This window comes from Halorubrum halodurans, from assembly GCF_002252985.1.
GTDB classification, from domain to species: Archaea; Halobacteriota; Halobacteria; order Halobacteriales; family Haloferacaceae; genus Halorubrum; species Halorubrum halodurans.
The window spans coordinates 31,900-53,424 of the sequence record NZ_NHPJ01000131.1; the positions used below are offsets into that span (position 1 = coordinate 31,900).

Annotated in this window: 19 protein-coding genes; 10 read left to right on the plus strand and 9 right to left on the minus strand. The window is 72.0% G+C overall.

The genetic code is table 11. The annotated features are described in order from the left end of the window. Nucleotides 1-60: 60 nt before the first annotated feature. Together DJ70_RS14795 and DJ70_RS14800 are read right to left on the minus strand one after the other, a co-directional pair. A complete protein-coding gene (locus DJ70_RS14795; RefSeq protein ID WP_094534323.1) occupies nucleotides 61-996 on the minus strand; it encodes an alpha/beta hydrolase in 936 nt (311 codons plus the stop codon). Next, on the minus strand, nucleotides 993-1,400 hold the full coding sequence (locus tag DJ70_RS14800; RefSeq protein WP_094534325.1) for a hypothetical protein: 408 nt from the start codon (nucleotides 1,398-1,400) through the stop codon (nucleotides 993-995). Before DJ70_RS14800 ends, DJ70_RS14795 begins: the two co-directional genes overlap by 4 nt. Nucleotides 1,401-1,734: 334 nt before the next feature. On the opposite strand from DJ70_RS14800, the gene DJ70_RS14805 reads away from it, so the two are divergent. Both DJ70_RS14805 and DJ70_RS14810 read left to right on the plus strand, forming a co-directional pair. Then, nucleotides 1,735-2,868 carry a DUF4013 domain-containing protein gene (locus DJ70_RS14805; RefSeq protein WP_094534327.1) on the plus strand — a complete coding sequence of 378 codons (1,134 nt, stop codon included), beginning with the start codon at nucleotides 1,735-1,737 and terminating at the stop codon, nucleotides 2,866-2,868. A 100-nt stretch (nucleotides 2,869-2,968) separates the two neighbouring features. Further along, nucleotides 2,969-4,036 (plus strand): mRNA surveillance protein pelota, encoded by a 1,068-nt coding sequence (locus DJ70_RS14810; RefSeq protein WP_094534329.1) that lies wholly within the window; start codon nucleotides 2,969-2,971, stop codon nucleotides 4,034-4,036. A 22-nt stretch (nucleotides 4,037-4,058) separates the two neighbouring features. Here DJ70_RS14810 and DJ70_RS14815 read toward each other — a convergent pair whose 3' ends face one another. The 3 genes from DJ70_RS14815 to DJ70_RS14825 form a co-directional block, all read right to left on the minus strand. Continuing rightward, the gene (locus DJ70_RS14815) at nucleotides 4,059-5,057 is read right to left on the minus strand and encodes an ornithine cyclodeaminase family protein (protein WP_094534331.1); all 999 of its coding nucleotides are present in this window, start codon (nucleotides 5,055-5,057) and stop codon (nucleotides 4,059-4,061) included. A 47-nt stretch (nucleotides 5,058-5,104) separates the two neighbouring features. Next, nucleotides 5,105-5,356: a hypothetical protein gene (locus DJ70_RS14820; protein WP_094534333.1), complete on the minus strand. Its 252-nt coding sequence runs from the start codon at nucleotides 5,354-5,356 to the stop codon at nucleotides 5,105-5,107. A gap of 215 nt (nucleotides 5,357-5,571) precedes the next feature. Then, a complete protein-coding gene (locus DJ70_RS14825) occupies nucleotides 5,572-5,934 on the minus strand; it encodes a DUF5518 domain-containing protein (protein ID WP_094534335.1) in 363 nt (120 codons plus the stop codon). A 148-nt stretch (nucleotides 5,935-6,082) separates the two neighbouring features. Between DJ70_RS14825 and DJ70_RS14830 the strand changes: the two genes are divergently transcribed. The 5 genes from DJ70_RS14830 (at nucleotide 6,083) to DJ70_RS14850 (ending at nucleotide 11,845) form a co-directional block, all read left to right on the plus strand. Continuing rightward, the gene (locus tag DJ70_RS14830) at nucleotides 6,083-8,536 is read left to right on the plus strand and encodes a heavy metal translocating P-type ATPase (RefSeq protein WP_094534337.1); all 2,454 of its coding nucleotides are present in this window, start codon (nucleotides 6,083-6,085) and stop codon (nucleotides 8,534-8,536) included. A gap of 61 nt (nucleotides 8,537-8,597) precedes the next feature. Continuing rightward, nucleotides 8,598-9,593: a hypothetical protein gene (locus DJ70_RS14835; protein WP_094534339.1), complete on the plus strand. Its 996-nt coding sequence runs from the start codon at nucleotides 8,598-8,600 to the stop codon at nucleotides 9,591-9,593. A 67-nt stretch (nucleotides 9,594-9,660) separates the two neighbouring features. After that, nucleotides 9,661-9,960, plus strand: a complete 300-nt coding sequence (locus DJ70_RS14840; protein ID WP_094534341.1) for a hypothetical protein — start codon at nucleotides 9,661-9,663, stop codon at nucleotides 9,958-9,960. Nucleotides 9,961-10,026: 66 nt separating this feature from the next. Then, entirely contained in the window at nucleotides 10,027-11,535 is a 1,509-nt protein-coding gene (locus tag DJ70_RS14845) for an amidase (RefSeq protein ID WP_094534343.1), read from the plus strand. 112 nt (nucleotides 11,536-11,647) lie between these two features. Further along, nucleotides 11,648-11,845 (plus strand): hypothetical protein, encoded by a 198-nt coding sequence (locus tag DJ70_RS14850; RefSeq protein WP_094534344.1) that lies wholly within the window; start codon nucleotides 11,648-11,650, stop codon nucleotides 11,843-11,845. A 43-nt stretch (nucleotides 11,846-11,888) separates the two neighbouring features. On the opposite strand, the gene DJ70_RS14855 is transcribed toward DJ70_RS14850, so the two are convergent. Further along, entirely contained in the window at nucleotides 11,889-12,956 is a 1,068-nt protein-coding gene (locus tag DJ70_RS14855) for a type II glyceraldehyde-3-phosphate dehydrogenase (protein WP_094534346.1), read from the minus strand. A 263-nt stretch (nucleotides 12,957-13,219) separates the two neighbouring features. On the opposite strand from DJ70_RS14855, the gene DJ70_RS14860 reads away from it, so the two are divergent. Then, nucleotides 13,220-14,170 (plus strand): aminopeptidase, encoded by a 951-nt coding sequence (locus tag DJ70_RS14860; RefSeq protein WP_094534348.1) that lies wholly within the window; start codon nucleotides 13,220-13,222, stop codon nucleotides 14,168-14,170. A gap of 14 nt (nucleotides 14,171-14,184) precedes the next feature. Here DJ70_RS14860 and DJ70_RS14865 read toward each other — a convergent pair whose 3' ends face one another. Further along, nucleotides 14,185-15,141 carry an HVO_0234 family beta-propeller protein gene (locus DJ70_RS14865; RefSeq protein ID WP_094534350.1) on the minus strand — a complete coding sequence of 319 codons (957 nt, stop codon included), beginning with the start codon at nucleotides 15,139-15,141 and terminating at the stop codon, nucleotides 14,185-14,187. A 132-nt stretch (nucleotides 15,142-15,273) separates the two neighbouring features. Here DJ70_RS14865 and DJ70_RS14870 point away from each other — a divergent pair, with 132 nt between their 5' ends. Then, entirely contained in the window at nucleotides 15,274-16,257 is a 984-nt protein-coding gene (locus DJ70_RS14870; protein WP_094534352.1) for a nucleoside recognition protein, read from the plus strand. Between the two features lie 57 nt (nucleotides 16,258-16,314). Here the strand turns inward: DJ70_RS14870 and DJ70_RS14875 are convergent, their stop codons facing one another. Together DJ70_RS14875 and katG are read right to left on the minus strand one after the other, a co-directional pair. Continuing rightward, on the minus strand, nucleotides 16,315-17,601 hold the full coding sequence (locus DJ70_RS14875) for an MFS transporter (protein ID WP_094534354.1): 1,287 nt from the start codon (nucleotides 17,599-17,601) through the stop codon (nucleotides 16,315-16,317). Nucleotides 17,602-17,684: 83 nt separating this feature from the next. After that, nucleotides 17,685-19,826, minus strand: coding sequence for a catalase/peroxidase HPI (katG, locus tag DJ70_RS14880; protein ID WP_094534356.1), 2,142 nt, complete (start codon nucleotides 19,824-19,826; stop codon nucleotides 17,685-17,687). Nucleotides 19,827-20,183: 357 nt separating this feature from the next. Between katG and DJ70_RS14885 the strand changes: the two genes are divergently transcribed. Further along, nucleotides 20,184-21,494 carry a phosphoribosylamine--glycine ligase gene (locus DJ70_RS14885; protein ID WP_094534357.1) on the plus strand — a complete coding sequence of 437 codons (1,311 nt, stop codon included), beginning with the start codon at nucleotides 20,184-20,186 and terminating at the stop codon, nucleotides 21,492-21,494. The last annotated feature ends 31 nt before the right edge of the window (nucleotides 21,495-21,525 follow it).

Here is a 21,525-nt window from a genome sequence, read left to right on the forward strand (position 1 = left end):
TCGGGGGCATAAATGGCACACCCGGCCGCTCCCGTCGGGGCCCGACGCGTTCCGGTTCCGCTACCCGTCGAGCGCGTCCCGGAGGAAGGAGAGCTGGTGGCCGACCGCCGGCTCGAAGTCGGCCCCGAACGGGGAGAAGTGGTCCGCGGGCATCGAGACGACCGTGCCGCGTCGGAGGTCCTCGGCCGCCTCCCGGACCGACTCGATCGGGACGACCGGGTCGTCGGTGCCCGCCAGAAGCAGCGTCGGCGCGTGGATCTCCGCGAGCCGCTCGCCCGGTCGGTAGCCGACGAGCCGCAGCAGCGACCGGGCCGGCGTCTCGTTCCGCCAGGTCGACTCCCGGTCGACGAGGTCGAGGTAGCCGCGCTTCGTTCCCGGCTCGGTGATCGCCGCGAGCTCGTCGGTCCCGCCGACGATCGGGACCGTCCGGCCGCGACCGAGCCGGTGGCCGAGCAGGTCGCGGAGACCCGCCAGCCCCGACCGGACGAGGTACCCGGCGCCGCGGGCCGAGGCGACGGCGCGCGCGTCGAGCAGGGGCGTCACCGCGATCACGGCGTCGACGTCCCGGCGCTCGGCCGCGAGCGTCAGGACGTGTCCCGCCGACAGCGACGCGCCCCAGAGGACCCGCTCCCGGCCGACCGCGTCGACGCGGTCGAGCCGGTCGAGCGCGCCCGCGTAGTCGGCGCGCTGTCGACCCGGATGGACCGACCGGGAACCGCCGTCGGAGTCGCCGAACCCGCGGTAGTCGAAACAGAACGCGGCGTAGCCGGCGTCGGCGAACCGCTCGGCGACCGCGGGGTAGCCGAAGCTCCGCTCCGCGCCGAGCCCCGGTGCCATGACGACGACCGGCGGACCGTCGTCGCCGCTCGGGAGGTACAGCGTCCCCCGACAGGTCTCCCCGTCGACGTCGAACGAGAGGTCGCGCGTCGAGAAGGACTCGCGGGGCGGCCGGGCGAGCCGCCGCTGGGCGCGGTTCACCGGGTCGCGTCGGGTCACGGCGTCCGGTCCTCCTCGATCTCTCCGTCGGCGTCGGCGTCGGCGTCGCCGCCGTCCCCGACGTGCGTGAGCGTTTCCAGGACGCGCGTCGAGAACTCGGTCTCGGTCAGATCGTCGGCGAGAAGCCCCTCGAACCAGGCGGGCTCGGCGGTCCACGTCCCGAGCGGGTCGCCCGGCGAGCGGATCACGGTCGCCTCGACCCGGACGGGATCCCACGCGTCCGCCTCCGCGCGGTCGATGAGGGCGTTCAGCGCCCGCCCGATCTCGCGGCGGTGGACCTCGCGGCCGGGGAAGGCGGTCATGTACGTCACCTCGAGAGGGTCGCCGGCGTCGATCGACTCGACGCTGATGCCGTAGCTTCGGAGGGCCGGTTCGACCCCGCTCGTCGGCTCGTCGTCGCTCATACCGGTGGGTCGGCCGGACGGGATAAATCGGTACCGGCGCGCCGCTCCGGGAGCGGTTCGAGCGGGGACGCGGTCGAGAACGCGAGCGGAAAGCCGCTGACGGGGGCCGTCGGCTGTGACGGCCGATATCGGCTCTGTCAGAGGCACACGATTGTCCCGCGCGGCCGGGAGGATCTACACCGGCACGGGGCATAAACGCTCGGTGAACGATCTTTCAGTCATCTGTTTTACAATCGAAGGGTGCCGGACGATCCGTCGCCCGCCGGGCGGGACGCGCCCGGTGCGTCCCCGCATCTCCGACATGATTTATACTCCCTCCGAGGGAACGATCGGTATGCTCCGGGCCGCGCTGGCGACGCCGCTTCGATCCGCGGACGCGGCCGGAACGCTGATCGTCGGGACGGTGCTGACGCTTCTCGCGTGGGTCCTCACGCCGCTTTGGGTGATCGGGACGCTCTCCGCGCCCGTCCTCGTCCTGGCCGCGCCGATCGCGCTCGCGCCGGCGTTCATCGGGCGGGGGTACCTCCTGCGGGTGGTCGCCGTCGGGATCGGGGCGGCCGACGAGGCCGGGACCGGCTCCCGGATCGGGTCCGCGGCGGACGCCTCCCCCGAGGCCCCGCCGTTCGTTCGATGGGGGCGGCTCTACCGCGACGGGGTCGCCTCCGCGCTGCTCACCGCCGCGTACCTCCTCCCGCTCGTCGTCGGACTGGCCGCGGTCGGGGTCGCCGGCGCGTTCGTCGAACTCGGTCGGGTGGATCCGGCGCCGGTCGCGGAGTCGGTCGCGGGAACGGACCCGGCGGGCGTCGCCGGCGTCGACGCGGCGGTGCCGCCCGCTGCGCCGGTGTACGGGATCGTCGGCGCCTTCGTCGCCGTGGTCTCGCTCGCGTACCTGGTCGCGTTCGCGTACGTCAGGCCGGCGGCGCTCTCCGCGCTCGCCGCCGAGGGTCGGCTCCGCGACGGGCTCCGGCCGGCCGCGGTCGGCAGCGTCGCGCTCTCGGGGGAGTACGCCGTCGCGTGGTCGCTGGCGATGGTCACGCTGCTCACCGGATACGTCCTCGCGGCGCCGTTCGTTCCGCTCCTCGTCGGGGTCGGCGGCGTGTTCGCGGTTCGGGTCGTCGTCCACACGCTGTACGGTCTCGGGGCGGGGGACGTGATCGAGCACGCGCGATCGTCGGTTCCGGCCGCCGACCCCGTCGCCGACGCGGAGGCGCCGGACGAGTCGGCGGCCGGGTCGCCCGCAACCGAGGTCCCGCCCGAGGCCGACCCGGCGGTCCAGACCGGACGGTCCGTCCCCGGAACCGCGGCCTCGGTGCCCGAGGCGGTCGGCGCCGTCGACCTCGACTCCCTCGTCGACGGCGGCGGTGACGGGAACGACGATCGCGACGGGACCGGCCCCGCCGCCGACCGCGACGAGGCGGGAGGCGGCGCCGACCGCGACGCGGCCGACGCGTTCGACTGGGGGCCGTGAGCGCCCGGCGACGCCCCCGTCGGGCCGGAGCCGCCGACCGCGGGGCCGCGCGACCGGGACGGAAGCCAAGAGTTGATACCCTCCCGATCGAACGCCGGGTATGCGCATCTCCGAGCGGGGCTACGGCGAGGAGGGCCGGGAACGGCTCACGCTCGTCCCCGAGAACGTCGATGACCTCTGGCACCTGTCGCACGTCCTCGAGCCGGGCGACCGCGTCGAGGGCGACACCACCCGCCGGATCCAGCGGGACGACGACCGGATGCGGGACACGGGGGGCCAGCGCGAACACCTCTTCGTGACCCTCGAGGTCGACGACGTCGAGTTCGCGCGCTTCGCCAACCGGCTGCGCGTCTCGGGGGTCATCGTCGCCTGCTCGCGGGAGGACCAGCTCAACGCCCACCACACGATCAACGTCGAGGAGCACGACGAGGTCACGGTGGAGAAGCACTTCAAGCCGGACCAGACGGAGCGGCTGGAGGCGGCGACGGAGGCCGCGGAGAACCCCGACGTCGCCATCGCGACCGTCGAGGAGGGCGCGGCGTACGTCCACACGGTCCAGCAGTACGGCACCGAGGAGTACGCCTCGTTCACGAAGCCGACGGGGAAAGGCGAGTTCTCCCGGCCGCGCGAGGAGCTGTTCGCCGAGCTCGGCGAGGCGCTCGCCCATCTCGACGCCGACGCCGTGATCCTCGCGGGGCCGGGGTTCACGAAGCAGGACGCCCGCGACTACATCGCCGAGGAGCACCGCGACCTGGCCGACCGGATCACCGTCGTCGACACTTCGGCGGCCGGCGACCGCGGCGTCCACGAGGTGCTCAAACGCGGCGCGGTCGACGAGGTCCAGAAGGAGACGCGGATCTCCCGCGAGGCGGCGCTCATCGACGAGCTCACGGAGAACATCGCGACGGGCGCGAAGGCCACCTACGGTCCCGAGGACGTGGCGGAGGCCGCGGAGTTCGGCGCGGTCGAGACGCTGCTCGTCGTCGACGACCGGCTCCGCACCGAGCGGCAGGGCGAGGGCGACTGGGCGATCGACGTCAACGAGGTGATCGAGTCGGTGGAGCGACGGGGCGGCGACGTGGTCGTCTTCTCCGCCGACTTCGCTCCCGGCGAACAGCTCTCGAACCTCGGCGGCATCGCCGCCGTCCTCCGGTACCGCCTCCAGTAGCGGGCGCGTGCGGCGCGGCTCCCTACCGTCCCGTCAACGCCTCGCTCGCGGGCGCGAACTCGATCGTCTGTCCTCGCCCCTTCTCGCTCGCCCGCTCGTAGAGCATGTGGGCGGCCGCGACCGTCTCGACGCCCGTCCCGCCGGAGTCGAAGACGGTCACCTCCTCGTCGCCCGTCCGTCCCGGATGGGTGCCGGCGACGACGTCGCCCAGTTCGGCTTCGATCCCGTCCTCGTCGACCAGTCCCGCCTCGAGCGCCGCGAGGAACGAGCCGGCGTCGCGCGTGGCGCGGTCGCGGAGGTCGGGGACGTACGTCGCGCGCGCGACCAACTCGGGCGGCAGCTCGTTCTTTCCGGGAGCGTACTGTCCCATCGCCGTGACGTGCGTGCCCGGATCCACGTCGGCGTCGTCGATCACCGGGTCGCTCGCGGTCGTCGCCGTGATCACGACGTCCGCGCCCGCCAGCGCCTCGCTCGCGCTCCCGACCGCCTCGACGGCCGCGTCGAGCCGGTCGTCGAACTCCGCCGCGAACGACTCGCGGTTCTCGGCCGTCGGCGAGAAGACGCGAACCGCCTCGAACCGGCGGACCGTCGCGGCCGTCCGGAGCTGGCCGCGCGCCTGCGAGCCGCTGCCGATCACCGCGACCTCGGTCGCGTCCTCGCGGGCGAGCGCGTCCACCGCCACCGCGCCCGCCGCGCCCGTCTTGAAGGGGTTCATCGACGCGCCGTCGAGGAGCGCCAGCGGCTCGCCCGACGCCGCGTCGAACACCGGCGTCATGAACCACGCGTCGCGCTCCCCGAAGCCGGCGGAGTAGGTGTACCCGCCCATCGCGCCCGTCTCCGGGAGGAGCGCGACGTAGGTCGTGAGCATCCCCGGCGGGTCGTCGCTGCCGAGCTTCGTTCGCGGTTCCGCCGGGGCGCCCTCGCCGATCTGGCGGTACCCCTCGCGGACGGCCGCGACGTAGTCCGCCGGCTCCGCGAGGTCGTCGACGTCGGCGCTCGTGAGAAACAGCGTGTCGGTCATGTCTCCCCCATCGGGCGGGGGTGACTAAACGGTACAGGACGCGGCGATCAGTCCGAGCCGGAGCCGGCGAGGGGCCCGGCGGCGGAGCGGGAGCCGGCGCCGCCGGCGGCGTCGGCGGTCCGAGCCGCGTCGTCGAGGGGAGCCCGCACGAACATCGCGTGGCCCATGAGCGCCACCGCGATGCCCGCGCCCACGGGAACGGCCGCCGTCAACGACAGCCCGACCAGGTTCAGGAAGGCGGTTACACCGATCAGGGCGGCCGGAATGAGTCCGAGGACGTAGTCGTAGTACCTACTCATGGTCCGTACGAATCTACGGACGCAGCCGGTATAATTCTTTGGTGTACCCACGAAGTAGTTTCCCTCGTGAAACGAGAGAACCACCTCATAACTTATGAGCGGCCGAACGGCCCGCCCCGCTTCCCGTCGCTCGCCGGTTCGATCCTCGCGGCGTCGCCGGCGATCGCCCCGCGGCGGGGGGCCGACCGCGAAGCGTTCGAGACTCCTCGCTCGGCTCACTCGCCGAGCACGCCGCCGACCGCGCCCGCGAGCGCGGAGTCGATCGCGAACAGGAACGTGAGGAGGAGTCCGACGACGAGGACGCCCGCGCCGCCGAGCAGCCCGCCGAGCGGACCGCCCGCCAGCCCGAGCAGTCCGCCGAACGCGGCGAGCAGCAGCGTGACGACGACCCCGCTCACGGAGCCGGCGAGCAGGCCGTGCCACGTCCCCGACAGCAGGCCGCCGCCGGCGACGTAGCCCGCGACGAACCCGCCGATCAGTCCGGCACCCACGTGGCCGACCACGGGCGCGAACGTCGCCAGCAACCCGGCGATCACGGTGACGACGAACCCGTAGCCGACGGCGCGCCAGTCGGTCATGCCCGCTCGTAGCCGACCCGGCGATAAATACTCGCCGTCGTTCGCCTTCCGTATTATTAAATATTTCCTGTATATTATGAACAAGTTATAAATATACGGCGAAATATGGCAGATGGATTAATAACCGTGGCTCGGCTAGGCGTCACCAATGAGCGAACGTAACGGAACGGCCGACGTCGACGGCGACGGCGCCGAGATCCGACTCACCGTCCCCGACATGGACTGCTCGTCCTGTGCGGGGAAGGTCGAGGGGGCGCTCGACCGCGCGGGCGTGCTCTCGGTCGACACGCGGCCGACAACCGGGATCGTCGTCGTCACCCACGACCCGGCGGTGCTCGACGCCGACGCGGTCGTCGCGGCGGTCGAGGGCGCGGGCTACGACGTCGCCGACGCGGACGCGGACACGGTCGCCGACGACCTCTGGCGGAGCCCACGGGCGATCGCGACCGCGGTCGGCGGCGCGTTCCTCGCGGTCGGGCTCGTCCTCGAGTGGCTCCTCCCCGGAGCGAACCCCGTCCTCGCCACCGTCGACGGGGGCGTCGGCGTCCTCGGTCCGTGGGAGGTCTCGGGCGCGTCGATCGCCTACCTGGTCGCGATCGCGGCCGCGGCCCCGCCGATCCTCCGGAACGGCTACTACTCGCTGCGGGGACTGAGCCTCGACATCGACCTCCTGATGTCGATCGGCGTGGTCGCCGCCCTCCTCATCGACCTCCCGTTCGAGGCGGCGACGCTCGCGGTGCTGTTCTCGACCGCGGAGCTGCTGGAGCGCTTCTCGATCGACCGCGCGCGCACCTCGCTGCGCGAGCTCATGGAGCTGTCCCCCGACGAGGCGGTCGTGATCCGTGACGGCGCGGAGGAGACCGTGCCGGCCGCGGCGGTCGCGGTCGGCGAACGACTGGCGGTCCGGCCCGGCGACCGCGTCCCCCTCGACGGCGTCGTCCGCGAGGGATCGGGGGCCGTCGACGAGTCGCCGATCACCGGCGAGTCGGTGCCCGCGGAGAAGGAGCCGGGCGACGAGGTGTACGCCGGCTCGATCAACGAGGCGGGCTACCTCGAGGTCGAGGCGACCGCGCCGGCCGGCGAGTCCACCATCGCGAAGGTGGTCGAGCTCGTCGAGGCCGCGGACGGCGAGGCGACCCGTGCCGAGCGGTTCGTCGATCGCTTCGCGGGCGTCTACACCCCGGTCGTCGTGCTCGCGGCGGTCGCGACGGTCGTCCTCGGCACCGTCGTCGTCGGCGGCCCCGCGGAGACGTGGTTCGTCCGCGGGCTCACCCTGCTCGTGATCGCGTGTCCGTGCGCGTTCGTCATCTCGACGCCAGTGAGCGTCGTCTCCGGCGTCACCGCCGCCGCGCGAAACGGCGTCCTGATCAAGGGCGGCGAACACCTGGAGGCCGCGGGCGACGTCGACGCCGTCGCCGTCGATAAGACGGGGACGCTCACGACCGGCGAGCTCGCGGTCACCGACGCCGTCCCGCTCGGCGGGACCGACGTCGACGACCTGCTCGCGTGCGCGAGCGCGCTCGAGCGGCGGAGCGAACACCCCGTCGCGGAGGCGATCGTGGCGTACGCCGCGGAGCGCGACGCCGTCGACGCCGGGAGGGGCGACGCCGACCGCGACGTGACCGGCTTCGAGGCGCTCGCCGGGAAGGGCGTTCGCGCGACGCTCGACGGCGAGATCCACTACGCCGGCAAGCCGTCGCTGTTCGAGGAGCTCGGATTCGACCTGGGTCACGCCCACGTCCGGACCGACGGGGGACGCCTCGAGCGGTTGGACGAAACCGGCGCGGTCGACGAAATCGGATCGTCGGACGGCACCGACCGGCTCGACGACCCCGAGCCCTGTGAGCACGGCGAGTACCTCGATCTCGCCGGCGAGACGATCCCCCAGCTCCAGGCCGCGGGCAAGACGGTCGTGCTCGTCGGCACCGAAGAGCGGCTGGAGGGCGTCATCGCGGTCGCGGACGCGGTCCGGCCGGAGGCGGCGTGGGCCGTCGACCGGCTCCACGCGCTCGGGATCGAGCGCGTCGTGATGCTCACCGGCGACAACGAGCGGACCGCCCGCGCGATCGGCGAGGCCGTGGGCGTCGACGAGGTGCGCGCCGAGCTGCTCCCGGAGGAGAAGGTCGAGGCCGTCCGTGAGATCGGCGCGGAGGGCGACGGCGGCGTGGCGATGGTCGGCGACGGGATCAACGACGCCCCCGCGCTGGCGGCCGCGGACGTGGGGATCGCGATGGGCGCGGCCGGCACCGACACCGCCCTCGAGACCGCGGACGTGGCGCTCATGGCCGACGACCTGACCCGACTGCCCTACGTGATCGACCTCTCGGCGCGGGCCGGGCGGACGATCCGGACGAACATCGGCGCGTCGCTCGCCGTGAAGGCCCTCCTCGCGGTCGGCGCGCCGTTCGGATACGTCACCGTCGCGATGGCGGTGATCGTCGGCGACATGGGAATGAGCCTCGGCGTGACCGGCAACGCGCTCCGGCTCGGCGGGATCGACCCCGCGGAGCCGACGGAGGCGAGCGAGTCGCCGGCGTCGACGAACCCGGCGGGGACGAGCGAGTCGCCGGAGCCGACCGCCTCGGCCGAAGCGGCGAAGTAGCCGGGAGACGAGTCCGGCCGCGGTCAGCTTTAACAGCGCGCCACGCGTACCGGCCGCCGGGATGCCCTCCGAGAGCCGCTCCGCCGAGGCGGTCGAGACGGCCGAGACGGCCGAGCGAACCGAGGCCGCCGCCGAATCGACGGGCGACGCGAACCCGCGGACGGCCGAGTCGGCGTCGGTCCCCGAGCCGATCGAGTGGGGTCCGGTACGCCACGATCGGCTCCGGTCGCTCGCGCTCGGCGTGAGTCTCGTCGTCGCCGTCGGCGTCCTCCTCGTCGTCGGGATCGTCGCCGTCGCCGCGGCGGACGCGGGGTGGACCGCGGCGACCGGCGGCGGGTTCGGCGGGGGCGGCGACCTGTGGGTGCTCGCCGTGCTGTTTCTCGTCGGCGGGCCGTTCTCGCTCCTGTACCTCCTGATCGCCTACGACCGGTCGACGGGGGAGACGCGGGAGCGGATCCGGTCTGCGGTCGGCGACTACTCCCTCTCGCGGGAGTCGATCCGGCCCGCGTGGGTGCTCGCTGGCGTGGTCCCGTTCGGCGCGCTCTGGGTGTGGGGCCCCTCGCCGGCCGAGATCGGGCTGTTCTACCTCTTCCCGCTGGTCTGGTTCCTGCCGGTCGTCGTCGTCGGCTCGAAGGGAACGTCGGTCCGGCTCGACCCCGCGGAGCGCGTCGTCGAGCGGACGGACCACACGCACGACCGGAGCCGGTCCGACGACCTCGAGTGCGTGATCCGGACCCGTCGGATCGACCTGCCGTGGACGACGCTGTTCCTGCTGGCGTACCGCGGGAACGCCTGGTATCGGTCGACGCCGTGGCTGTTCGTCCCGAGCGAGCGGGCCGACGCGGTCGAGCGGGCGCTCGAGGCGGTGCTCGACCGCTCTCCGGGACCCGACCGCGCGAGCCTGCCCGAACGGGTCACCCTCACGATCCTCGGGAGCAGCTCGCTCGTCGTCGGCCTCGCGATGTCGATCGCCGGGGCGGACGGCGGCGGGCTCGCGTTGGGGCTGCTCTCCGCGCCGTTCACCCTGCTGTTCCTGGCGCTCGCGGCCCGGCTGTGACGCCCGCGGACGCGGCGTGATCACCCCCACCGGACGACTCAAATAGCCGCACACCCTACCCGAGGACATGGACCGCAAGCGGCTGGAGCGGACGTTGGCCGAGGAGTTCGGGGGAACCGCCGCGGAGCGGCGCGCGGTAGCCAGGGCCGCCAACGACCTCGCCGACTCGGGCAAACCCTCCGCCGACCGCGGCCACGCGCTGAGCGTTCCCGGCGTCGTGCGGCACCTCTCGGACGCGCCGGACGGCTCGTCGCTCGTCGAGCGCTGGAACTGGTGGCTGGGCGCGCTGGAGACGGCCTACGGCGGCTACGACTACTTCACCGTCCGGTTCGTCGAGGACGACGAGGAGGCCGGACTCCGGCGGTAAGGCTGGGACGCCACGCTCGACTCCGGGGAAAGAGGCTATTTGGATGGGGGGTGTCTCCCCCGGTAGATGGACGACCGAACGATCGACGACTTCGACCTGCTGGAGACGACGGTCGGCGAGATTCACGCCGGCTTCGAGGCGGGGACGCTGACGGCCGAGGGACTCGCCGAGGCGTACCTCGACCGGATCGCGGCGCACGCCGACGACCTCAACGCGGTCCTGACGGTGAACGAGGCGGCGGTCGACCGCGCTCGGGAGCTCGACGACCGGTTCGCGGCCGACGGTCCCGTCGGGCCGCTCCACGGGATCCCGACGGCGATCAAGGACAACCACGACACCGCCGACATGCCGACGACGGCGGGGTCGGAGCTGTTCGCGGCGTTCGTTCCCGACGAGGACGCGTTCGTCGTCGAGCGGCTGCGGGAGGCCGGCGCGGTGATCCTCGCGAAGACGAACCTCCAGGAGCTCTCCTTCGGGGTCGACTCCGTGAGCTCGCTCGGCGGGGAGACGCGGAACCCGTACGCGCCCGACCGGCGACCCTCGGGCTCGAGCGGCGGGACCGCCGCGGCGATCGCGAGCAACCTCGCGGCGGTCGGCACCGGAACGGACACCTGCTCGTCGGTGCGCTCGCCGCCGGCGTTCACGAGCCTCGTCGGCCTCCGCCCCACGCGGGGGCTCGTGAGCCGTACGGGGCTCGTCCCGCTCTCGGCGACGCAGGACACCGCGGGGCCGATCACCCGGACCGTCGCCGACGCGGCGCGGACGCTCGAGGCGATGGTCGGCTACGACCCGGACGACCCGGTCACGGCGCTCGGCGTCGGCGAGGTGCCGGCGGAGGGGTACGCGGCGCACCTCGACGCCGACGGGCTCGAGGGCGCGCGGATCGGCGTCGCGCGCGACCTATTCGAGGTGTCCGACCCCGAGAACCCGGCGGCGGACACCGCGGAGGCGGTCGTCTCAGTCGTCGAGTCCGCGATGGACGAACTCGAGGCGGCGGGCGCGACCCTCGTCGACCCCGTCGAGGTCGTCGACGGCGACTTCCTGGACTCCGCGCGGGTCGTCAACAAGGAGTTCGAGCGCGACTTCGACGCGTACCTCGCCGCGCACGGGGACACGCCCGTCGACTCGCTGCGGGAACTGGCCGAGAGCGGGACGATGGCCCCGAGCGTCGCGGAGCGCGTCCTCGACGGCGGGATCCTCGGCGTCGCCGAGGGGGTAGACGACGACCCCGAGTACCATCGGGCGCTCGCGCGCCGGGAGACGATCCGGACCGAGACGGTGAACCGGCTCGTCGCAGAGGACCTCGACGCGCTGGTGTACCCCCCCTCGATGGCGCTGCCGGTCGCGATCCCCGATCACCAGCCGTTCTCGGAGATGCGGTGTGAGCTCTCGGCCCACACCGGGCTCCCCTCGATCGTGCTGCCCGCGGGGTTCGCCGATGCCGAGGGCGGCGAGGCGCTCCCGGTCGGGTTCGAGCTCCTCGGCCGGCCCTTCGCCGAACCGCGACTCCTCGAGCTCGGGTACGCCTACGAGCGGGCGGCGGAGCCCCGTCGTCCGCCGGAGCGGTTCGCGTAGGCGGCCGACCTCCCGATCCGACTTCCGCCCGCGAGCGCCCGTGAGCGTTTTACTTTCAGTTTCACTCCGCGGTTGGCTCGGTTATAGGGGCGTCGCGTACGAAGCCGTACGTATGAGCGTGTCATCGGAGGACCGGCCGCGGTACGCGTCGCCGACGCGCGTGGACGTCACGGAGTGTCGAACCGACCGCATCGCCGACCGGATCCGATCGAACCGGGTCGCCGGCGGCGAGGTCCACCTGGAGCGCCGCGGCGGGCGGACGTACCTCGTGGCGACGCCGACGGAAGGGACCGCGTCGCGGTCGCGGTAGGGGACCGGAACGAAGCGGGGAGGCGGAGAACCGAGCCCCGGCGTCAGTCGTCCGCGGCGATCGGGTTACGGGCGTCGTCGCCGGACGAGAGGAGGCTCTCCAACCCGACGCCGAGCGCCTCGTTCGTCCGCTCCACCGACTCGGCCGCGGGGAGGTCCGTGGTCAGCGCGCGGATCGCGTCGACGTTCTCGGGGACCACGTCCGCCTCCTGGTGGACGTTCTCGAAGAGGTACAGGTCGCGCCCGGAGACGTTGATCGACTCCTCCCAGACGCAGTTCTCCCAGAGGTCGCCGCGGGGCCGGCCGCGGTCCATCGCGTACTCCTTCAGTTTTCCGGCCCCGTCGATGCCGGCCGCCTCGGGAACGGTGAAGATCCGAGGTTCGTCGGCGAGCAGGTCGCGGACCGCCTCCGTCGTCGGCGCCTCGCCGAGCGTGACGTTGACGCTATGCGTGTGCATCGCGGTCACCGGGGCCTTCAGCGCGGCGGTGTCGACGGGGACGCCCGACAGGACGGTGTTCACGTCCGGACCGTGGTGGGAGGGGACGGTCATCGGGTCGGGTATCACGTCGTTTATCGGGCCGCGCCCGGTCTCGCTCGGGTCGCCGCCGCGGCGGACCAGCGTGACGCGGGCCTTCTCGACGCCGTAGGTCTCCTTCAGCGGCGCGAGCAGGCGGGCGAGCCCCGTGGTGTTACACGAGACGACGCGCAGGGTGTCGGCCCCCCGGCCGGCCTCGAAGTTCGTCCGGGCGTTGAAGGAGGCGTCGGCCACGTCGGCGTCCTCGCCGCCCTGGAAGATCGCGGGCGTGTCGTGTGCCGCGTACACCGAGCGGTTCCGTGCGCCGATCCCGGAGGGTGTACAGTCGACGACGACGTCGACGGCCTCGAGCAGGTCGGGGAGCGTGCCGGCGATCCCGACGCCCGCGGACTCGAACTCGCCCGCGCGGTCGGCGATCGCCGCGTAGAGGTCGTACCCGCGCCGGATCGCCGCCTCGGCCTCGTAGTTGGGCTTCGTCTTCGTGACGCCGACGAGTTCCATGTCGGGCTGGGCCGCGACCGCGTCCGCGACGCGTTTCCCGATCGTCCCGTAGCCGTTGACGCCCACGCGTATCATATCTTTACGTCCACCGCGACCTGTCATAATTGTTTCGAGGTTTTTCCATAGAAATTAACTACTCTATGAGTAACGACTCCGTTAATTCGCGCCACCGCGGTCTTACAACCTTATTACGTAAGGGAGTAATAATAGAGTAATCGGCCGCATGCGCGCTCGATAGACCGATACTCGCTCTCTTCCGAATCGAGCTCGCGGATCGACCCCGCGGATCGGCCGGAGGGATGGCAAGGACTAACGCCCGCGACGACCCACGACGTGACATGAGCGATCACCTCGCGGAGGCGGCCCGGACCGCCGTCGACCAGTGTCTGGACGTGAGCGCGGACGAGTCGGCGGTCGTCGTCACCGACGACGAGCGCGAGCCGATCGGGGAGGCGCTGTACGCGGCCGCGGCCGCGGCGACCGACGACGCGACGCTGCTGAAGTACCCGCCGAGCGACCAACACGGGACCGAGCCGCCCGCGCCGGTCGCGGCCGCGATGCGCGAAAGCGACGTCTTCCTCGCGCCCACGACGAAGAGCCTGAGCCACACCCGCGCCCGCGGCGCCGCCTGCGAGGCCGGCTCCCGCGGCGCGACGCTTCCGGGGATCACGGAGGACGTGTTCGTCACGGGGCTCGACGCCGACTACGCCGCCATCGACGCCGCCTGCGACCGCGTGCTCGACGCGGTCGCCGACGCCGAGGAGGTTCGGGTCACGTCGCCGGCGGGGACCGACATCACCTTCGGGATCGGCGACCGCGAGTGGCTCGCGGATACGGGGATGGTCCACGAGTCCGGCGACTTCTCGAACCTGCCGGCCGGCGAGGTGTTCGTCGCGCCGGAGACCGCCACCGGCACCTACGTCGTCGACGGGACGATGATGCCTCACGGGCTGCTCGAGGAGGGACGCGAACTCACGTTCGAGGTCGAAGACGGGCTGGTCACCGCGATCGACGACGACGCGATCCGTGCCGACGTCGAGGCCGCCGCCGAGGAGGTCGGCGACGCCGCCTACACCCTCGCCGAGCTCGGGATCGGCACCAACGTCGGCGTCGAGTCGCTCGTCGGGTCGGTTCTCCTCGACGAGAAGGCGGCGGGGACGGTCCACGTCGCGATCGGCGACAACGCCGGGATCGGCGGGGAGACCGACGCGCCGCTCCACCTCGACGGGATCCTCAGGGAGCCGACGGTCTACGCGGACGGCGAGGCGGTCACGCTACCGATCCCCTGAACGCGGTCGAAGGGTCACTCCGCGACCGCCAGCGCGACGCCGGCGACCCCCCGAACGCCGATCACCTGGTGTCGCCACCCGTCGCCCGCGTCGACACACAGCGTCCCGGCGTCGGTGACGGCGACGGAGAGCCCCGGCCCGTACCCGAGCGCGACCGGGCGCTCCTCGACCGGCAGGTCGGCGACGCGCCAGGCGTCGGCGTCCCAGCCCGCGTCGCTGGCGCTCCCGACCGTGTCGCCTCCCGCGTCCTCGCGGACGAGGAGGTCGCCGTCGACGACCGCGAGCGCGTGTCCGTCGCCGTCGGCGGCGACGGCGGTCGCGTCCCCGCCGCTCGCCGCCATCCACCCGTTCCCGAGCCAGTAGAGCCCGTCCGCCGTCGCGGCCAGGGGGACCCCCGCGCCCGCGACGTCGCGGGCGTCCGCGAGCCCGACGGACTCGAGCGCGGGACGGTCTCCGCCGGAGTTCGCCGTCCCGACGACCCGGTGAACCCCGTCGCCCGCGGCGATGAGCGGCCCGTCGACCGCGCGGGGATCGTCCACGTCGCCGATCCGGGTCGACGCGGCGCCGGCGGCGTCCCCGTCGACGCCGTCGACCCCGATCCGGCGGATCCCGCCCGCCGCGTCGGCCGCGAGGAACGCCCCGGCGTGGACGCCCACCGCGACCGCGGGACCGACGCCGGCGGCCGCGAACCCGTCGGGCTCGGCCGCCCCCGGCTCGTCGTCGCCGATCGGACCGACGAGGACGTCCCCGTCGGTCGCGACCGCCAGGAGGTCCGCGGCGTCCGGCCGCGCGAGGACCGCGACGTCGCGGGCGGGATCGCGGGTCGCCAGCTCGAACTCCCCGACCTTGTCGCCGGAGATGGCGACCCGGACGACGCCGGTCCCGGTCGCGACGTAGGCGTCCGTGCGGCCCGCGGAGCCCGCGTACACGCGCTTCTCCTCGATCGAGATGTCGTCCTCGGCGGGTGCCATCGGGGAGGGGTTCTCGACCGGGACACATAAGCCGCGCGGGCCGTTGCGAGGGGCGGACCCGCGGGTCCTCGGCGTGACCGTCCCCGCGTCCGTTCCGACGGCCATTTGCCGGACGGCGACGTACCGCCCCGCGTGAACTCGGTCGTCGTCGAACTCGCCGGGCTGCTCGCCGAGGTCCTCCCGCGGCTCGCGCGGATCGCCGCGTTCATCGCCGCCGGGGTGTTCGTCGCCAACGTCGCCGTCGCCTTCGGGCTGATCCGGTACGTGGCCGGCCTCTCGGGGTACCTCACGCGGCCCGCGAACCTCCCGGACGAGGTGGGTACCGCCATCCTCACGACGGCGGCGTCGACGACCGCCGGGTACGCCACGCTCGCCGAGTACCGCGAGTCGGGGCTGCTCGACGACCGCGCCACGCTCGTCGCCGTCGTCATCAACACGTTCTTCGGGTTCGTCCAGCACGTGTTCACCTACTACGTCCCCGTCCTGATCCCGATCCTCGGGGCGACGACGGGCGTCCTCTACGTCTCCGCGCGCGCCGGCATCGCGCTCGCGATCACGGTCACGGGCGTGTTCCTCGGCGGGATCCTCGTCTCCGAGCGCGACGTGGACCGGTCGGCGCTCGCCGAGGTCGACGCCGCCGGCCCCGACGCCGACGACCGGACCCGCGAGGAACGCGTCCGCGAGGCCGCCGAGAAGTCGTGGTCGACGCTCCGGCGGATCGTCCCCCGGCTGGCGGTCGTGTACACGCTCGTGATCGCGTTCGTGGCCACCTACGACGTGGAGTCGCTGACGGCGGTCGCGGAGCCGCTCACGGGCGCGGTCGGGCTCCCGAGCGCCGCGGTCCCCGTGATCGCGGTGTACACCCTCGATACGACCGCCGGCGCGGTCACCATCCAGCCGCTCCTCGACGGGACGTTCACGCCGCGAACCGCGGTCGCGACCCTGCTCATCGGCGGCATCCTCTCCTTCGCCGTCTCGACGTTCCGGCGCTCGATCCCGTTCCAGTACGGGATCTGGGGGGCGTCGTTCGGGACGAAGGTGATACTCGTCAACACGGCGTTGAAGCTCGTCTTCATCTCGCTCACCGTCGCGCTGCTCCTCGTTCCGCCGTGGTGAGAGCGTGGGCCGTCGCCGACGCCGCTACTGACGCCGATGACGCCGACGACCGGCGGGTCACTCCCCCGCCGCGGCCGCCGCCGCCCCGTCCCGGATCCCGTCGCGGTAGCGGGCCACGATGACGACCGTCGCGACCGCGGCGAGCACGGCGAAGGCCCCGACGAGCGTGAACGTCCCGCGGTAGCCGGTCGACTCGATGAGCGCGCCGAACAGCGGCGGCGCGACCGTGTTCCCGATCATGATCCCGATCGTCACGACCGCGAAGTTCCGTCCGATGTCGCCGCGCGCCGACAGCAGGTCGGCGAGCTTGTCGCGGGCGGGGAGGCCGATGCTCCCGAGGCTCCCGGCGAGGATCCCGATCCCGACCGCGACGAGCGGCGGAGCGAGCTCCGACGCCAGCGCGAAGACGGCGACGCCGACGAGCAGGTACGCGACCGCGAGGATCGGGCCCGGCCGGAACCGGTCGGCCAACACCCCGCCGGCGAGTATCAGGGCCGCGCCGGCGACGAACATCGCCGTGAGCGAGAGGCTCGCGATCCCGGAGGCGACGCCGTACCCGTCCTCCAGGAACACCACGAGGTACGAGGAGACGCCCCAGAACGCCGTCGACGCGAGCAGCGCGACCACGCCGAGCCCGAGGATCGGCCGCGACGCGCCGAGCGCGCGGAGCTCCTCGCGGATCCGGGCGAGCCGGGAGGTCGCCCCCGTGCGCGCGTCGTCGGCGTCGGGGTTCGGCCGCGTCACCTCGTCGCTCACGTGTCTGGCGAGCACGTAGCAGGCGATCGTGCCGTAGACGGCCCCGACGGCGGCGATGAGCCCGAAGGCGTGTCGCCACGTCGCGCCGGGCAGCGACGTGACCCCGAGGATGACCACGGGCGGGGCGGCGAACCCGAGGTTCCCGGCGAAGCCGTGCGCGCTGTAGGCCTTCCCGCGGAGGTCGGCGCTGCTGGCGTCCGAGAGCAGCGGGAAGTGTGCCGGGTGGTGGCCGGCGATGCCAGCGCCCAGCACCGCCTGCCCGACGAGGAGGACCTCGAAGGTGGGCGCGACCGCGAGGATCCCCGCGCCGAGCGCGCCGAGCCCGAGACAGCACGCGAGCGTGACGACGCGGTCGTAGTTGTCGGAGAGGTAGCCGTACGGCAGCTGGAGGGCAGTGTTGACGAACGCCTGGACGCCCATCGCGACGCCCAGCGCCGCGAGCCCCACGTCGAAGTCGGCGGCGAGCGTCGCCAGGATCGGCGGGAACAACACGAGATACAGGTGGTTCACGACGTGTGACCCGCTCACGAGTCCGACCACGAGGGCCGTCTCACGGGGCACGGAATCGAACCCGAGGCGGTCGAACATCTACCGATCCATCGCGAGATCCGGAGAAAACGGTACCTCAATCGGCCGGCGTTGCCGAGGAGTGGTCCGTCGGCTACGAGTCCTCAGCGGCCGAAGCGGTCGAGCGTCATGACCTTGCTCCACGCGTCGACGAAGTCCCGGACGAACTTCTCCTCGCCGTCCTCGGCGCCGTAGACCTCCGCGACGGCACGGAGGCGAGCGTTCGACCCGAAGATCAGGTCGAGCCGCGTCGCCGTCCAGTCGACCTCGCCGGTCTCGGGGTCGCGGAGCTCGAAGACCGCCTCGTCGTCGTCGACGGGTTCCCAGTCGCGGTCGAAGTCGAGCAGGTTGACGAAGAAGTCGTTCGTCAGCGTCCCCGGCTCGTCGGTGAACACGCCGCGGTCGGAGCCGTCGTAGTTCGCGTCGAGGACGCGCATGCCGCCGACGAGGACCGTCAGCTCGGGGACGGTCAGCCGCAGCAGCTCGGCCCTGTCGACCATCTCGTGTTCCGGCTCGCGGGGCAGGTCCTCGCCGAGGTAGTTACGGGCGGCGTCGACTGCCGGCTCGAGCGCCTCGAAGGACTCCGCGTCCGTCTCCTCCCGCGTGGCGTCGACGCGCCCCGGCTCGAACGGGACGTCGACGTCGTGGCCGGCGGCCGCGGCGGCCTCCTCGACCGCGAGGGTGCCGCCGAGGACGATCAGATCGGCGAGCGACACCCGCACGTCGTCGTCGCGCGAGTCGTTGAACTCGGCCTGGATCCCCTCGTAGGTCTCCAGGACGGACGCCAGCTGGTCGGGGTGGTTGACCTCCCAGCTCCGCTGGGGCTCGAGGCGGACCCGCGCGCCGTTCGCGCCGCCGCGCTTGTCGCTGTGGCGGAACGTGGACGCGGACGCCCACGCGGTCTCGACCCGCTCGGAGACCGAGAGGTCGGACTCCGAGATCAGCTCCTCGAGGTCGGCGATCCCGGCCTCGCCGACGACGTCGTAGTCGGCGTCGGGAAGCGGGTCCTGCCAGAGCATCGTCTCCTCGGGGACCTCGGGGCCGAGGAACCGCTCCGGCGGGCCCATGTCGCGGTGGATGAGCTTGTACCACGCCTTCGCGAACGCCTCGTGGAACTCGTCGGGGTCGTCGCGGAACTCCTCCAAGACCGCCCGGAAGTCGTCGTCGTGTTTCAACGCGACGTCCGTCGTCAGCATCATCACGTCCTCCTTGTCCGCGGGGTCGGCGACGCCGGGGGCGGCGCCGTCGAGCTCGTCGTTCTTCGTGGTCCACTGCCACGCGCCGCCGGGGCCCTTCTCCGGCTCCCACTCGTAGCTGAGCAGGTTGTTGACGTAGCTCAGGTCCCACGAGGTCGGCGTTGCGTTCCACGGTCCCTCGATCCCGCTCGTGATCGTGTCGGGACCCTTCCCCTCGCCGAACTCGTTGTCCCAGCCGAGTCCCTGGAGGTCGATCGGGGCGTCCTCGGGCTCCGGACCGAGGTTGTCGCCGGAGTCGGCGCCGTGGACCTTGCCGAAGGTGTGGCCGCCGGCGATGAGCGCGACGGTCTCCGTGTCGTCCATCGCCATGTGGCTGAAGGTGTCGCGGATGTTCGCCGCGGACCCCTCCAAGTCCGGCTCGCCGTTCGGGCCCTCGGGGTTCACGTAGATGAGGCCCATGACGGTGTTCCCGAGCGCGTCGTCGAGGCGTCCGTCCTCCTCGAAGCGCTCCGCCGAGGTCGACTCCCACTCGTCCTCCGGACCCCAGTCGACGGCGTCGTCGGGCGTGAAGTCGTCCTCGCGGCCGCCCGCGAAGCCGAACGTCTCGAAGCCCATCGACTCGAGGGCGACGTTCCCGGCGAGAACGATCAGGTCGGCCCACGAGAGCTTGCGACCGTACGTCCGTTTGACCGGCCAGAGCAGCCGCCGCGCCTTGTCGAGGTTGACGTTGTCCGGCCAGCTGTTGATCGGCGGGAGTCGCTGCCGTCCGCCGGCCGCGCCGCCGCGGCCGTCGTGCGTTCGGTACGTCCCGGCGCTGTGCCAGGCCATCCGGATGAAGAGCGGCCCGTAGTGTCCGTAGTCGGCCGGCCACCACTCCTGCGACGTCGTCATTACCTCCTCGATGTCCGCCTTCACCGCGTCGAGGTCGAGCTCCTCGAACGCCTCGGCGTAATCGAACTCCTCGTCGAACGGGCCGGGGTTGCCGGCGTGTTCGTCGAGGAGGTCCAGGTCCAGCTGGTTCGGCCACCAATCGGTGTTGTCTCTTGGCATTATGATCGTGGTTGCGTCGTTCGCGTTCGTACACCGGACGCGCCCGTACGAGGGCTCGGGTCGTCGAGGACGCTCCCGCAGCCGCTCGGGCCGTCGAAGACGGGTTCCGGACCCGCGCCGGAGCGAGAACGCCCGGCGTGGCGAGATCGGAGGTGCCCGTCCCGGAGGCGGGGTCGGCACGCGTTCGGCGTCACCGTCTCTTTCTCGACCTCCGATAAAAGGCTGGCCACTCGCCGCCGTGGAGTGTACGAATCGAAACTCTCGTTTCGTGTTCGCAAACAATATTTCGATCCGACGGGACACGGGAAACCGACCGCCGGCGGCACACACTAAAGGGTCCGCCGCGAGACGGGCGTCATGGACGCCAAGCGTTTCCTGTTCGTCTCGGCCGACGCCGCACTGATCACCGACCTCGCGTGGCAGGTCCACCGCGAGGGCCACGACGTGAAGTACTACGTCGAGGCCGAAAGCGATCGAGAGATCGGCGACGGCTTCGTCCCGAAGACGGACGACTGGCGCGCGGAGGTCGAGTGGGCGGACGTGGTCGTCTTCGACGACATCTGGGTGGGGTCGGACGTCGGCACGGGCGAACTCGCCCAGGAACTCCGTGAGGACGGAACGGCCGTCGTCGGCGGGACGCCGAACACCGACCGCCTCGAGGAGGATCGCGGGTACGCGATGGAGGTCCTCGAAGCGCACGGCGTCAACACCGTCGACCATCACGTCTTCACCGACTTCGACGCCGGCATCCGACACGTCCAGGCGCACCCCGTCCCGTACGTGATCAAGCCGCTCGGCGAGGTCCAGAACGTCAAGCGACTCCTCTACGTCGGCAGTGAGGACGACGGAAGCGACGTCGTCGACGTCCTTCGCGCCTACAAGAAGGCGTGGGGCCACCGGATGAAGGGCTTCCAGCTTCAGCGGAAGGTCGAGGGCGTCGAGATCGCCATCTGCGGGTTTTTCAACGGGAACGCGTTCATCGAGCAGGTGAACTTCAACTTCGAGCACAAGAAACTGTTTCCGGGAAACATCGGTCCATCGACCGGCGAGATGGGGACCTCGATGTTCTGGGCTGGCCAGAACGAACTCTTCAACGAGACCCTCGGGAAGATCGAAGGGTGGCTCGCCGAGGAGGGGTACGTCGGGAGCATCGACATCAACTGTATCGTCAACGAGAACGGGATCTACCCGCTGGAGTTCACGCCGCGGTTCGGGTACCCGACGATCGCGTTACAGGAAGAGTCGATCGAGTCGTCCACCGGGGAGTTCTTCCACGACCTCGCGCACGGCAACGAGCCCGAGGTAGCGGTTCACAACGGGTACCAGATCGGTGTGCGGATCGTCCTGCCGCCATTCCCGTTCGATGACGAGAAGACGTACGACGAGAACTCTCGGAACGCGGCCGTCGTCTTCGAGACCGAGAGCCGCGAGGGGATCCATCTCGAGGACGCGAAGCGGGTCGACGGCCAGTGGCGCGTCGCGGGCGACAACGGAATGCCGATCGTCGTGACCGGCAAGGGAGAGACGATGCAAGCAGCACGGGAGCAGGCGTACGACCGGATCGGCGGGATCGTGATGCCCAACATGTACTACCGGGACGACATCGGCGAGCGCTGGATCGACGGCGAGGGCGACCGCCTCCTGGCGTGGGGGTACCTCGGTCCGTAGGCGGGACGTCCGCCGTGACGTGGGGGGATAT